The 14,091-nt window shown below is 55.9% G+C and carries 11 protein-coding genes; 10 read left to right on the top strand and 1 reads right to left on the bottom strand.

All coding sequences use genetic code 11. From position 1 onward, the window contains the following. The first annotated feature begins 68 nt into the window (after positions 1 to 68). The 4 genes from AC07WB_RS16250 to AC07WB_RS16235 all read left to right on the top strand — a co-directional run bounded on the left by AC07WB_RS16250 (position 69) and on the right by AC07WB_RS16235 (position 6,932). Positions 69 to 1,136: an ABC transporter ATP-binding protein gene (locus AC07WB_RS16250; protein ID WP_494940851.1), complete on the top strand. Its 1,068-nt coding sequence runs from the start codon at positions 69 to 71 to the stop codon at positions 1,134 to 1,136. A 24-nt stretch (positions 1,137 to 1,160) separates the two neighbouring features. Next, entirely contained in the window at positions 1,161 to 2,147 is a 987-nt protein-coding gene (locus AC07WB_RS16245; RefSeq protein WP_494940850.1) for an ABC transporter substrate-binding protein, read from the top strand. Positions 2,148 to 2,149: 2 nt separating this feature from the next. After that, a complete protein-coding gene (locus tag AC07WB_RS16240) occupies positions 2,150 to 3,886 on the top strand; it encodes an ABC transporter permease (RefSeq protein ID WP_494940849.1) in 1,737 nt (578 codons plus the stop codon). Positions 3,887 to 4,088: 202 nt separating this feature from the next. Further along, the gene (locus AC07WB_RS16235) at positions 4,089 to 6,932 is read left to right on the top strand and encodes an EAL domain-containing protein (RefSeq protein WP_494940848.1); all 2,844 of its coding nucleotides are present in this window, start codon (positions 4,089 to 4,091) and stop codon (positions 6,930 to 6,932) included. 107 nt (positions 6,933 to 7,039) lie between these two features. On the opposite strand, the gene ftnA is transcribed toward AC07WB_RS16235, so the two are convergent. Beyond that, complete coding sequence (ftnA, locus tag AC07WB_RS16230; RefSeq protein WP_097096028.1) at positions 7,040 to 7,546, bottom strand: non-heme ferritin; 507 nt, start codon at positions 7,544 to 7,546, stop codon at positions 7,040 to 7,042. Positions 7,547 to 7,784: 238 nt separating this feature from the next. Here ftnA and AC07WB_RS16225 point away from each other — a divergent pair, with 238 nt between their 5' ends. The 6 genes from AC07WB_RS16225 to AC07WB_RS16200 all read left to right on the top strand — a co-directional run bounded on the left by AC07WB_RS16225 (position 7,785) and on the right by AC07WB_RS16200 (position 13,898). Continuing rightward, positions 7,785 to 8,888 (top strand): M20 peptidase aminoacylase family protein, encoded by a 1,104-nt coding sequence (locus tag AC07WB_RS16225; protein ID WP_097096029.1) that lies wholly within the window; start codon positions 7,785 to 7,787, stop codon positions 8,886 to 8,888. A gap of 286 nt (positions 8,889 to 9,174) precedes the next feature. Beyond that, the gene (gene prfC / locus AC07WB_RS16220) at positions 9,175 to 10,764 is read left to right on the top strand and encodes a peptide chain release factor 3 (RefSeq protein WP_494940847.1); all 1,590 of its coding nucleotides are present in this window, start codon (positions 9,175 to 9,177) and stop codon (positions 10,762 to 10,764) included. 261 nt (positions 10,765 to 11,025) lie between these two features. Further along, positions 11,026 to 11,640 (top strand): molecular chaperone OsmY, encoded by a 615-nt coding sequence (osmY, locus tag AC07WB_RS16215; RefSeq protein WP_097096031.1) that lies wholly within the window; start codon positions 11,026 to 11,028, stop codon positions 11,638 to 11,640. A gap of 93 nt (positions 11,641 to 11,733) precedes the next feature. After that, positions 11,734 to 11,895 (top strand): DUF1328 domain-containing protein, encoded by a 162-nt coding sequence (locus AC07WB_RS16210; RefSeq protein ID WP_007893192.1) that lies wholly within the window; start codon positions 11,734 to 11,736, stop codon positions 11,893 to 11,895. Between the two features lie 174 nt (positions 11,896 to 12,069). Beyond that, entirely contained in the window at positions 12,070 to 13,122 is a 1,053-nt protein-coding gene (locus AC07WB_RS16205) for a patatin-like phospholipase family protein (protein ID WP_345828305.1), read from the top strand. Beyond that, a complete protein-coding gene (locus AC07WB_RS16200; RefSeq protein WP_494940846.1) occupies positions 13,119 to 13,898 on the top strand; it encodes a TatD family hydrolase in 780 nt (259 codons plus the stop codon). Before AC07WB_RS16205 ends, AC07WB_RS16200 begins: the two co-directional genes overlap by 4 nt. Positions 13,899 to 14,091: the final 193 nt, after the last annotated feature.

Raw genomic sequence — 14,091 nt, 5'->3', positions numbered from 1 at the left:
CAATGTCATGGAATCGTCATCACAGTGTCGTAGGGTCTTAGCCGGACTGATTAAGAAAGGCCCGAAACATGGCATCAATCATACTGCGCGGGCTGTGCAAATCCTTTGCGGCGCAGCCGGTGTTGCAAGATATCTCGCTGCAGATTGCGCAGGGAGAATTCATCGCCGTATTAGGCCCGTCGGGCTGCGGCAAAACCACATTACTGCGCCTGCTGGCCGGATTTGAAACCGCCGATGCCGGGGAAATCCACGTTGGCAATCGCTGCTTTGCGGCTCCGGGCGTTCACGTGCCGCCGGAAGATCGTCAGCTTGGCGTGGTGTTCCAAAGCTACGCGCTGTGGCCGCATATGACGGTTGCGGAAAATGTCGCCTACAGCCTGAAGGTCAATGGCGTGGCGCGTGCAGAACGCGAACGCCGCACCGATCAGGCACTGGAACTGGTGGGATTGCAGGATTTTGCCACGCGTCGTCCCGCCGATCTCTCCGGTGGTCAGCGTCAGCGTGTGGCGCTGGCGCGTTGTCTGGTCGCGCAGCCAACGCTGGTATTGCTCGACGAACCGCTGGCGAATCTTGATGTGCACCTGCGCGCCACAATGGAAGAGGAGTTCCGCCGCTTCCACCATCACAGCCACGCGACTTTGCTTTATATCACTCACGATCAGCATGAAGCCATGGCGCTGGCCGACCGCATCGTGGTGATGGATGGCGGACGCGTGATGCAGTTTGCCACGCCGCACACGCTGTGGCGTGAACCGGCGAATGAGATGGTTGCCCGCTTTATTGATGACGGCAAAGTGCTGCCCATCCACGACATCGAACCGTTCGGCGCAGGCCGCGCGCAGGCCACGCTGTGCGGTTTGCGCGTGTCGTTACGCTGCTCGCCTGAGCAGCGCCCGCAGCCGCACGGGCAAGCCAGTTTTCATGCGGTGGACTTCCGCCTGGCGCAGCCTGGCGAACCGCAGTTTGCCGCCCAGGTGCAGCGGGTGATTTATCGCGGCGGCCATTATCAGCTGATTGTCACGCCGCTGGCGGCACCTGAAACCCGCATCACGTTGCTGCTGGATGGGCCACCTTTACCCGTTGTCGACGCTACGCTGGGTGTGGCGCTGCGCGACGGTTGGATTCTGCCTTCTTAATCGTTATCAACTCAGGGAAATGCTATGCGTACGTCATTTAACGTTTTGATGTTAGCCGGATTACTCGTTTCAGCCTTCAGCCATGCCGACGACGCGCCAGCGGGAAAGCTGGTGGTTTACACCTCGCAGGCACCGGAAATTGCTCAGCAGACCATGGATGCATTCAAAGCAGCCTATCCGAATGTGCAGGTGGAGTGGACGCGTAACGGCACCACGCAATTGATGAACGTGCTGCGCACCGAGATGATGAGCGGCCAGGCGAAGCCCGATGTACTGCTGATTGCCGATGCCATTAACCTCGGCGCGCTCAAGAATGAAAACCAGCTCTACCGCTACAGCGACGCGCCACTCAGCCATATCAATCCGGCGTTTTACGATAAAGATAAAACCTTTTTTGGCACCAAAATCATCGCCACGGTGATTGCCTATAACACGCAGCACGCGCAGCCGATTGATAGCTGGAACGCGTTGGCGGTTGAAGCCAACAAGGGGCAGATTGCGGTGCCTAGCCCGCTCTATTCCGGCGCGGCGCTCTACAAGCTGCACACCGACATCAACACGCCGTCCATTGGCTGGAACTTCTATAAGCAGCTTGCGGCGATTGGCGTGGCGCCGCAGGGCGGTAACGGCCCTGCGCTGAAAGCCGTCGCCAGCGGGCTGGATAAATACGGCATCATCACCGATGCCGACGTGATTCTGGCGAAGAAAAAAGGCTCCCCGGTTGACCTGGTCTATCCGAAAGAAGGCGTTTCCTATGTGACCGAGCCGGTAGCCATCATGAAGTCGGTGCATAATCTGCCTGCCGCCAAGGCGTTTGTGAACTTTATGCTGTCGGAGCCGGGCCAGAAACTCGTGGTCGAACAGGGCAACCGTCCGGTGGACGATCGCGTTGCGGCGCCAGCAGGCTTCACGCCGATCGACCAGATCAAGCTGCTGTCGCCTGACGTCGCGAAAGCGATTAAAGAAGACGCCGCGGTGCGCGATCAATTCACCGCGCTGTTCGGCGGCTAAGCATGAGCGTGGTCAGCAACGAATGGCGCAGCGCGGCGCGCGGCGGTAAACGCGTTAACAGCGAACGCCTGGTTCTGGCGCTGATGGTAGTGCTGATTGGTTTACTGTCGGTCGCGCCACTGCTGCGGCTGGTATGGACCGCTATCGCGCCTGCCGGCGTGCCGGACATGGCGCGTTTAGCGCGTCTGCTGACCAGCGAACGCGTGCTTATCGCCAGCGGCAACACGTTGTTTATCGCGCTGAGTTCCACCTTGATTTCCGTGGTGCTGGGCACCGCCGCCGCCTGGCTGGTGGCGCTCAGCAACCTGCGCGGCAAAACCGCGTGGGTATTTGCCTTTATTCTGCCGCTGATGATTCCGCCGCAGGTCACGGCGCTGGCCTGGCTACAGGCGCTGGCACCGGGCAGTCCGCTGGCGCTGCTGTGTGCCGCGATGGGGCTGCCGTGGTTTGCGCCGGGTGAACAACCGCTCTATTCCCTTACCGGCATTGTGCTACTGCTGGGGACGCACAATGCGCCGCTGGTGTTTCTCACCGTGCGCGCCGGTTTGCGGCGTTTACCGGCAGACTTAGTCGAAGCGGCGCAGGCGAGCGGGGCGACGCGCCTGCGTGTGTTATTCACCGTTATTTTGCCGCTGGCACGGCCGGCGATTTTTGCCGGTGCCGCCCTCACTTTTGTTGCCGCAGCAGGCAATTTTGGTATTCAGGCCCTGCTCGGCATTCCGGCGCGCGTGCCAACGCTTATCACGCTGGTGTATCAGCAGCTCAATGGTATTGGCCCGAGTGCGCTGCCGAATACGGCGGTATACGCCTTGCTGATCGCGGCGATTACGCTGGCGGGCATGGCGGCCAGCGCGTGGCTGGGCGGGCGGCATGATGTGCGCGTTAACGGCGCACCGCGCCTGTGGCAGCAATCGCTGGGGCGTGCCCGTGTGGCTATTGAAGCGCTGGCGTGGTGGTGGATGGCATTGACGCTACTTTTACCGCTCAGTGCCTTGCTTATCACGGCGTTAACCCGCGGCTTTGGCCAGGCGCTGACCTGGCAAACGCTGACGCTGGAAAACTTCCGCGCCGCCTTGTGGGGCTATCCGGCTGTGCGTCAGGCTTTCCTCACCAGTCTGGGATTGACCACGCTAGCGGCGCTGATTCTGACGGTTTGCGCGTTATTCCTCGCTTACTTCCTTAGCTGGCGTCGTACAAAACTGGTGCGCGGCCTGTGGCTGGCGAGTGAACTCACCTACGCGCTGCCGGGAATTGTGACCGGCGTGGCGGCGATGCTGTTCTTCCTGCGCCCGCTGCCGATCGTCAACGTTTCGCTGTACGGCACGGTGTGGATCATCCTCGCCGCCTATCTGGCAAACTTCCTCGCGCTGGTGCTGCGTCCGACGCTGGCCGGATTCGCACAGCTGGAGCCGGCGCTGGATGAAGCGGCACGTTTGTGCGGCGCCGGCTTTATGCGGCGCATGCGCGATATTCTGCTGCCTTTGGCTGCGCCCGCCGCGCTGGCGGGCAGCGTGCTGGTCTTTCTCACCGCCCTGAATGAAATTCAGGTCTCGATATTGCTGGTCACTTCGCAAACCCAAACCATTGGACCTACCATTGTGTTTCTTGACGAAGGCGGATCGGCTTCGCTGGCGGCGGCAGTGGGCTGCCTGATGATTGTTGTGGTTTGCTTATTGATGACGCTCGCCACCTATCTGGCGCGACGCCTGCCGCAAGGCGTTCTTCCCTGGCAAGCGTAACGGGCGTTTCCGTCAACGCATGATGAATGGTTAAGTATCCCGCTGAACATTTTCTCGCCACTGCCGATAATCTACCTACCAACATTTGTCTGTGGGCGAATAGCGCTTGTCAGCGCTGCGTATTTGCGCTTAAGTCTGCATGATAATTAAGAATTTTCTTAAAAATTCTGCATAACACCAGGCCAGCAATAGGCGAATAACAATGAATAATAACTCTGACGTCATGTACCGACTCCTGGTGCAGAGCGTAGTGGATTACGCCATTTACATGCTCAAACCCGATGGCACCGTGGCGAACTGGAACACCGGGGCCGAACGCGCCAAGGGCTACACGCCCGACGAGATTGTTGGGAAGAATTTTGCGCTGTTCTACAGCGAAGACGATCGTAAGAACGGCGCACCGCAGCGTGGGCTTTCCATCGCTACAGCGACGGGACGTTTCGAAACCGAAGGCTGGCGCTATCGTAAAGACGGCAGCGCGTTTTGGGCACACGTGGTGATTGACGCCATTCGTGATGAGTACGGTGAGCTATTGGGCTTCGCCAAAATCACCCGCGATTGCACCGAACAACAGGCATTACAGCGGAAACAGCGGGAACAGGAGCAGCGTTTTCGTATGCTGGTGGAGGGCGTTAGCGATTACGCCATCTACATGCTCGATTTGGACGGCAACGTTGAAAATTGGAACGTAGGCGCACAGCGCGCAAAAGGCTACGTGGCGGAAGAGATCGTTGGGCAGCACTTCTCGCGCTTCTACAGTGCGCAGGATCGCCTCAATCACATCCCGGAGAAGAACCTCAGCACCGCGTTTAAAACCGGTCGATTTGAGGATGAAGGTTACCGTTATCGCAAAGACGGCAGCGCTTTTTGGGCGCACGTCATCATTGACGCAATTCGTGATGATGCCGGCAAGCTGATCGGCTACGCTAAAATCACTCGCGACTGTACCGAGCAGCAGGCGCTACTGCGCAAACAGCACGAGCAAGAGAAAAACTTCCGCCTATTGGTTGAGGGCGTGCGCGATTACGCCATTTATATGCTGGATGTGCAGGGCCGAGTGGTGAACTGGAATAGCGGTGCACAGCGTGCCAAAGGCTATGTTGCCGATGAGATTATTGGCCAACACTTCTCGGTGTTTTACAGTTCAGCCGAGCGCAATGCCAATGCGCCTGAAGCGAATCTCGGGATTGCGTTAAAAACCGGGCGTTTTGAAGATGAAGGCTGGCGCTACCGTAAAGACGGTTCCGCCTTTTGGGCGCACGTGGTTATCGAAGCGATTAGCGATGAAACCGGCAAACTGATTGGCTTCGCCAAAATTACCCGCGACGTGACCGAACGTCGAGATAATGAGCAAAAGCTGCTGCGCGCGCGGGATTTGGCGCAGACGCAGAGCGCGAAAATGTCGGAGTTATCCGGCTTTCTCGACACCATCATCAGTAATATTCCCTCTTGTGTGATTGTCGAAGACGCCATCAGCCGTGAAATTTTGATGGTAAATGACAAAGCCGAGCAGCTGTTTGGCATCAACAAAGCGCTGATCATGCATAAACGCCCGCACGAATGTATGTCGCCGGAGCTGGGGGATTACTTCAACAGCCTGGCGGATGTGGCGTTGCGTAGCGAAGGTATTCATTCACGGGAACAGCTGCTGCTAACCGCCGGCGGCGAGCGCATTCTGCATACCCGCGCCACCACCATCAGCGGCAAGGATATGCGTCAAAACTACGTGATGCTGATTGTGGAAGACGTAACGGATCAGCGCGAAGCGGATGCGCGTATACGCCATATGGCGCACCACGATAACCTCACCAGCCTGCCAAACCGCGTGCTGTTCCGCCAGAAGCTGAGCGAAGCGCTGCGGGTTGATAGCCAGAACAAGTACATCAGCGCGACGCTCTGTCTCGATCTCGACAACTTCAAGAATGTGAATGATGCGCTGGGCCACCAGATTGGTGACGATCTGTTGCGCGTGGTGGCGAAACGCCTGCGCAGCGCCCTGCGCGATCACGATACATTGGCACGCATTGGGGGCGATGAGTTTGCCATTGTGCTACCGAATGTTCGCGGTGCGGATGAAGCAGCGATGGTGGCGCAGCGGCTCATAGAAGCGATTCGCCCACCGGTGAACATTGAAGGGCATAATTTGTCGGTGGGCTTAAGCGTGGGAATTGCGCTGACGTCACAAACCACCAATACCCCCGAACATATGCTGCGCTGCGCCGATATGGCGCTGTACGAAGCCAAGCGCAATGGCCGCAACCGCTTTGAACACTTCACGCTGGCGATGGACGATCTGGCGCGCAGCCGTCGCGTGATCGAGAACGATCTGCGTGAAGCCATTACTGGCCGCCAGCTTAAGCTCTATTACCAGCCGATCACCGATGAGAACGGTATTATTGGCTATGAAGCGCTGATGCGCTGGCATCACCCGATTAAGGGGCTGATCATGCCGAATGATTTTATCCCCATCGCCGAAGAGACCGGCTTGATCCATATGCTCGGCGCGTATGCGCTGTATGAAGCCTGCCGCGAAGCACAGAGCTGGGGCACGGAGCAATCGGTCTCGGTGAATTTGTCACCGCTGCAGTTCAAGAACAGCTCGCTGGTTTCGGTGGTCGAAGGCGCGCTGCGGGAATCAGGGCTGGCGCCGCATCGGCTGGAGGTGGAGATCACTGAATCGGTGCTGCTGGACGATACGCTCGGTAATATCCGCACGCTGCAAAGCCTGAAAACCCTCGGCGTGCAGATTGCGCTCGATGATTTTGGCACCGGCTATTCATCGCTGAGCTATTTGCGATCGTTCCCGTTCGACAAGATCAAAATCGATAAGTCGTTCATCAACGATATGGGCGATAGCCGCGAAGCGCTGGCGATTATCCGCGCCATTACCGGCATGAGCCGCAGCCTCGATATTCAGATCACCGCCGAAGGTGTAGAGAGCAGCGAGCAGTTTGCCAAGCTGCGCGAAGAGGGCTGTACGTTGTTCCAGGGCTATTTCTTTGGGCGTCCACAGCCATCGGAACTGCGTTTGAAAGAGCTGGATTAATTATCCTGGTCGCCATGAATGGCGACCTTACAATCTTCCCTGCGAAGCCATAAAAAAACGCCCGACATGTCGGGCGTTAGCGGTTTTGCTGTGTGTAATCTTTTTTTTTATGCGCCGTGGCCGTCAACGGACATGTGGCCGAGATCTTTGTCCACCAGGAACAGGCCTTCGCCTTTATTGCCCACCAGCGCCAGTTTATCCAGCACGGTTTTGAACAGCTTCTCTTCTTCATGCTGCTCTGCCACGTACCACTGCAGGAAGTTGAAGGTTGAATAATCCTGCGTGGTTAATGCCGAATGCACCAGCTCATTGATTTTTTTGGTGATCAGCTGCTCATGCTTCAGCGCTTCTTCCAGCACGTCATTCAACGAGGTCCAGCTAATTGCCGGAGCAGCAATGCTGCCCAGAACCGGAAGGGCACCTGCATCGCTAACGTAATCGAACAGCTTTTGCATGTGCTGCATCTCTTCGCGTGAATGCATTTTCAGGAATGAAGCGGCACCTTCATAGCCTTTATCGCTGCACCAGGCGCTCATCTGCAGATACAGGTTGGCAGAAAAGAATTCCAGGTTCAGTTGGTCGTTTAAACGAGAGGTCATTTCAGCAGTTAACATGGCTGATTCCTTTTTAATTTATCAGGTGAAGTGCGATGAATTATGCATCAATCTATACTTTTTTGTGAAGGGTTTTCCGTAAAAAGGTTGAATTTATCTTATTGATTGTAAATGGAATTATTCCACTTGTTGAATGCGAAGAGTTCTCAGTTTTGACTAATTTTCATTCACGCTGGATTGATTATAGCGGCACATCGGGCGATGCTGGGGCTTGCCTTTACTTGTCAGGAGCTTAGCGGTGTCGAATGTCTTAGAGCATTACCATTTTCTGCATGAAATCCCCGAGTTGGGTTTTCAGGAATTTAAAACCTCAGCTTATATTGCCGACCAGCTGGAAAGCGCTGGCATGAAGGTCACGCGCGGTATCAATAACACGACCGGTATCGTGGCGGAAATTGACAGCGGCGTGCCCGGCCCGGTGCTGGCGCTGCGGGCGGACATGGATGCGCTAGGTCATATTATTGATGGCGTGCCCTGCGCGCGTCATACCTGCGGCCACGATGGGCATTCGTCGGTGGTGCTAACGGCGGCGCAGGAGCTGCTGAAAGAGGGTGCAATCAAGAAAGGGCGGCTGAAGCTGCTGTTCCAGCCCGCGGAAGAGCTGGGGGCCGGTGCGCTGGCGATGATTGAGGGCGGCGCGCTTGATGACGTGGAGATGATCCTCGGCTTTCACGTGCGTCCGCTGGAAGAGTGCCATGTGGGACAGGCGACGCCGGCGGTGATCTATTCTGCCTGCAGCACGCTGGAAGCCACCATTAAAGGGGCTCCCGCGCATGCGGCGCGGCCACATTTGGGCGTCAACGCGTTAGATGCGGCAGTGCAAGCGGTGCAGGCGGTGAACGCCATCCATCTGCCGCCGGGATTAACCTGGAGCGTCAAAGCGACGCGCTTCCTGTGCGATGCCGGTGTCACCAATTCGGTACCGGATGAGGCGCGCGTGGTGTGGGATCTGCGGTCGCAGGAAAACGCGCCGATGGACTTGCTGAAAGAGAAGGTGACGCTGGCGATTCAGCACAGCGTGGCGGCGCTGGGCGCCACGGCCGACGTGGTGGTGTTGAAAGAGATGCCTGCCGCGGAGATCCATGAGGAAGCTACCGCGGTGATTCGCGCGGCGATTGTTGATGTGCTGGGCGAAGCGGGGCTGCTGGAGACCAAAACCACGCCGGGCAGCGAGGATTTCTTTTATTATCCGGTGAAAAATCCGCAGCTGAAGGCCGGTTTCTGGGGACTGGGAACCAATCTGGTGCCGGGCCTGCATCATCCTGATATGCGTTTTGAGCTGAGTTCGCTGGAGATTGGCGTGAAGATCTTTAAAGCGGCGGCGGTGCGGGTTCTGGGCTGAAACACGTAGGGTCAGCATTTATGCTGACCTGGACGCTCCCTGGTGCGCATGAATGCGCACCCTACAAGCCCGGCCATCCGACGATTTCCCCCCTCCGCGAAATATTGTATGCTATGCCGCCTCAATACTGATGGGACTTCAGGACTGCCGCCAATGTAGATCGCGCATATCTTGCTGTGAACCGACGCCACTGCGTCACCATTGGCCGCGTTATCCCGCGGAATGACCCCGAAACGATTTATCGCAGCTCGCCACCCGCGCGCTGCCCTTGAAGAAGAATTCACTCATGTCGAATGCCCCCTTTTTAGAAGAAGTGGCGCGCCGCCGTACCTTTGCGATCATCTCGCACCCGGACGCCGGTAAAACCACAATTACCGAAAAAGTGCTGCTGTTCGGACAGGCGATTCAAACCGCCGGTACCGTTAAAGGCCGCGGCTCCAATCAGCACGCAAAATCAGACTGGATGGAGATGGAGAAACAACGTGGTATCTCCATCACCACCTCGGTGATGCAGTTCCCGTATCGCGATAGCCTTGTGAACCTGCTGGATACCCCAGGACACGAAGACTTCTCCGAAGATACTTACCGTACGCTAACGGCGGTCGACTGCTGTCTGATGGTGATTGACGCCGCGAAAGGTGTTGAAGATCGTACCCGCAAGCTGATGGAAGTCACACGCCTGCGCGATACGCCGATCATCACCTTCATGAACAAACTTGACCGTGACATCCGCGATCCGATGGAGCTGCTGGATGAAGTGGAGAGCGAGCTGAAGATTGCCTGCGCGCCAATCACCTGGCCGATTGGCTGCGGCAAGTTGTTCAAAGGGGTGTATCACCTCTATAACGACGAAACCTACCTGTATCAAACCGGTAAAGGTCACACCATTCAGGAAGTGCGCATCGTTAAAGGTCTGGCGAATCCAGAGCTGGATGCGGCGGTAGGCGAAGATCTGGCTCAGCAGCTGCGCGACGAGCTGGAGCTGGTGCAGGGCGCATCGCACGAGTTCGATCAAGAGCTGTTCCTGAGCGGCGAAATCACCCCGGTGTTCTTCGGTACCGCGCTGGGTAACTTCGGCGTTGACCATATGCTGGATGGCCTGGTTTCCTGGGCACCGCGTCCGATGCCACGCAACACTGACGCGCGTCTGGTGGAAGCGAAAGAAGAGAAGTTCAGCGGCTTCGTGTTTAAGATCCAGGCAAACATGGACCCGAAACACCGCGACCGCGTGGCATTTATGCGCGTGGTATCCGGCAAGTACGAAAAAGGCATGAAGCTGCGTCAGGTTCGTACCGGTAAAGATGTGGTGATTTCCGATGCGCTGACCTTTATGGCGGGCGACCGTTCGCACGTTGAAGAAGCGTATCCTGGCGACATCATCGGTTTGCACAACCATGGCACTATCCAGATCGGCGACACCTTTACCCAGGGTGAAAACATGAAGTTCACCGGCATTCCGAACTTCGCGCCAGAGCTGTTCCGTCGTATTCGCCTGCGCGATCCGTTGAAGCAGAAACAGCTGCTGAAAGGGCTGGTTCAGCTGTCGGAAGAGGGCGCCGTGCAGGTGTTCCGCCCGGTGCATAACAACGATCTGATCGTCGGCGCGGTTGGTGTGCTGCAGTTTGAAGTGGTGGTGGCACGCCTGAAAAGCGAATACAACGTTGAAGCGATTTACGAAGCCATCAACGTCTCAACCGCTCGTTGGGTTGAGTGCGATGACGCGAAAAAATTCGACGATTTCCAGCGTAAAAACGAAGTTAACCTGGCGCTAGACGGCGGTGATAACCTCACTTATATCGCACCAACCATGGTAAACCTTAACATCACGCAGGAACGCTATCCTGACGTGACTTTCCGCAAAACGCGCGAGCACTAATTGGCGTTATCAGCAGGGCCAGTAATTTTCACTGGCCCTGTTTTCTTTGTTACAGACTCCTCCTAATTCCGCTGTTTTTTTCTCTTTTTGGCGATATATCAACCACAAGAGTCAGCAAAAGCTGTAATCCCTACTACTCTTATCCTGTCGGACGAGAAAAGAGACCTTTCAGGTTTCATTACGTCCATCAACTCAGCAACGCCGTTCGTTGCTGGCGCATCCGCGATAACGGATGAGTTAACTGATAGAAGGATGATATCGATGAATAAGACTAAGATTGCCAAAACCCTGATTGCTGCTCTGGCGGGTTCTGCTCTGTTGAGCGGTGCCGCTTTTGCCGATGAATCCATGTCGCAGAAAGCACAGCAAACCTCCGACAGCGCGGGTGCGAAAATCGATAGTTCTATGAAAAAAGTCGATGGTTATATGGATGACAGCGGCATCACCGCCAAAGCTAAAGCAGCGCTGGTGGATGATGAAGCGATTAAAAGCACGGATATCTCCGTCAAAACGCATGATGGCGTAGTGACCTTGAGCGGCTTCGTTGCTTCTCAGGATCAGGCGGAAAAAGCCGTCGCGCTGGTGCAGAAAGTCGAAGGTGTGAAATCCGTCAGTGACAAACTACACGTTAAAGACAGCAAAAATGCTTCGCTGAAGGGGTATGCCGGTGATACCGCCACCACCAGCGAAATTAAAGCTAAGCTTTTAGCAGATGACATCGTACCGTCGCGCAACGTGAAGGTGGAAACCACCGATGGCGTGGTGCAGTTATCTGGAGAGGTGGCGAACCAGGCACAGTCCGATCGTGCAGAGAAAATCGCTAAAGCCATTGAAGGCGTGAAAAGCGTGAAGAATGACCTGAAGGTGAAATCTTAACGCGAGCGTTACGGCATCATCTGATGCCGTTTCGTAATAAAAACAAAGGTGTAAATAAGCAGTTCGATTTTCACAATGGTAAAGGAGAGGCTTATGTTTCGTTGGGGTATTATCTTTCTGGTCATCGCTCTGATTGCTGCAGCATTAGGTTTCGGCGGTCTGGCGGGTACGGCAGCATGGGCAGCTAAAATTGTCTTCATTGTCGGTATTATTCTGTTCCTCGTGAGCCTGTTTACCGGGCGCAAACGACCCTGACTACTTGCGTCTTAGACGTTAACCCGCGAGTCACCTAAAGCGGAGACCAGTCATTTGCGGCATACTACGAAGCCGCGACGATTGCAGAAGCAATTGGTCAGGGAACGACAATGACTGGTTCTCCGGGATGCTGCCTCTGGCAGCTCCCTCAGAGCAAAACACTGAGGGATGTCCATGGGTACGCGTATTCCATTAACGTTGGGTTCTATTGAACCGCTTGCATTAACGCCCTTCAAAGCCAATAAAATTGCCCTCGTCTGCGAAGGCGGCGGTCAGCGCGGTATCTTCACTGCAGGCGTACTCGATGAGTTTCAACGCGCAGGATTCAATCCCTTTCAGCTATTACTCGGCACTTCAGCAGGTGCACAAAACTTGTCTGCCTTTGTCTGTGGCCAGCCCGGCTACGCGCGGCGCGTGATTTCTCGTTACACCACCAGCAAATTGTTTTTTGATCCGCTGCGTTTCGTGCGCGGTGGGCATCTTATCGATCTCGATTGGCTAATCGATATTACCAAGCAGGAGTTTCCGCTGGCGCTGACTACCGCCGAAGGGTTGTTTGCCAAAGGCAGCGAATTCTATATGTGCGCCTGCCGCAGCGATGATTATCGCGCAGAGTATTTCAATCCTACCAGCACCAACTGGCATGACATCATTAAGGCCTCCAGCGCCATTCCCGGCTTTTACCGCAGCGGCGTGCAGATGGACGGCGTAAGTTATCTGGATGGCGGTATCAGCGATGCGATTCCGGTGCGTGAAGCGGCACGACGCGGCGCAGACACCATTGTGGTGATCCGCACCGTGCCTTCGCAGATGTCATACACGCCGAAGTGGTTTAAACGCATGGAGCGTTTTTTGTCCGACAGCGCCTTGCAGCCGATGATCAACATCTTGCATCAGCATGAAGAGAGCTATCGCGAGATTCAGCAGTTTATTGAGCAGCCACCGGATAATCTGCGCATCATCGAAATCTGTCCGCCGAAACCGCTGGCGAGCATGGCGCTCGGCAGCAGGATGTCGTCGCTGAATCAGGATTACCATTTAGGTCGGCGCAGCGGGCGTTATTTCCTCGCCACGCTTGGGCAATGGCTGAGCGATGCCGAGCCGTTTGTCCGTCAGATCACGGTAACGCCGCCGGCAGCCGTAGCGAATGCGCCAGATAATCGCGTTGTAATTACGCCTTCGCTGGCGGAAAACGATGCAGATTTTAATAAAGGTTCGCTGGCATGAGATTTATCGACACGCATTGCCACTTTGACTTTCCCCCATTTGTTGACGATGCGCACGCTAGCATTGAGCGTGCCGCGCAGTCGGGCGTGGAGCGCATTATTGTGCCCAGCGTAGATGCCAGCCGTTTCGCTCGGGTTAGCCAGCTCGCGCAGCAACATGACGCGCTGTATGCTGCGCTGGGCCTGCATCCCATTAATATTGCGCAGCATCAGGAAGATGCGCATCTTGAGGCGCTGGAAAGCTGGCTGAAAAAGCCAGACAGCAAGCGCGTGGCGATCGGTGAGATCGGTCTCGATCTTTACATGGAGGATGCGCAATTCGCTAAGCAGACGCGGCTGCTCGATAAGCAGCTCAGGCTGGCGAAGCAGTATGATCTGCCGGTTATTCTGCACTCACGTCGCACCCACGATCAGTTAGCCATGCACTTACGTCGTCACGATCTGCCGCGTCGTGGCGTGGTACACGGTTTCGCCGGTAGCCAGCAGCAGGCTGAGCGCTTTATTCAGCTCGGCTACGCGATTGGCGTCGGCGGCACTATCACCTATGAACGTGCCAGCAAAACCCGCAATACCATCGCCCATCTGCCGCTGGCGTCGCTGTTACTGGAAACCGATGCGCCGGATATGCCGCTGCAGGGTTTTCAGGGCCAGCCGAATCGCCCCGAGCGGGCGCGTAATGTGTTTGATGTGCTGTGCCAGCTGCGCAGTGAATCCCCTGAAACCATCGCCAATGCGTTATGGCATAACAGCCTGCGTCTTTTTGCGCTGCCAGCCTGATTCCCCACCCGACAAAATCTGCATTTACGCCACCTTACGTCTGATTAGCTACAGTGATAGAGCCGATAGTACACTTTTGCATCCTTTTTTGTGATAATACTAACAATGGCGAGCTGGGCGGTATTCTGGCTTGATTGGCAATTATTTGTGATGTTAATCACTAAATTATTGTATATGAATGACGGGTTTTCTG

The organism is Pantoea sp. GW821-FHT03E06, from assembly GCF_059420725.1.
Note: the sequence above shows the minus strand (reverse complement) of the source record. Positions and strands in the feature narration are given on the sequence as shown.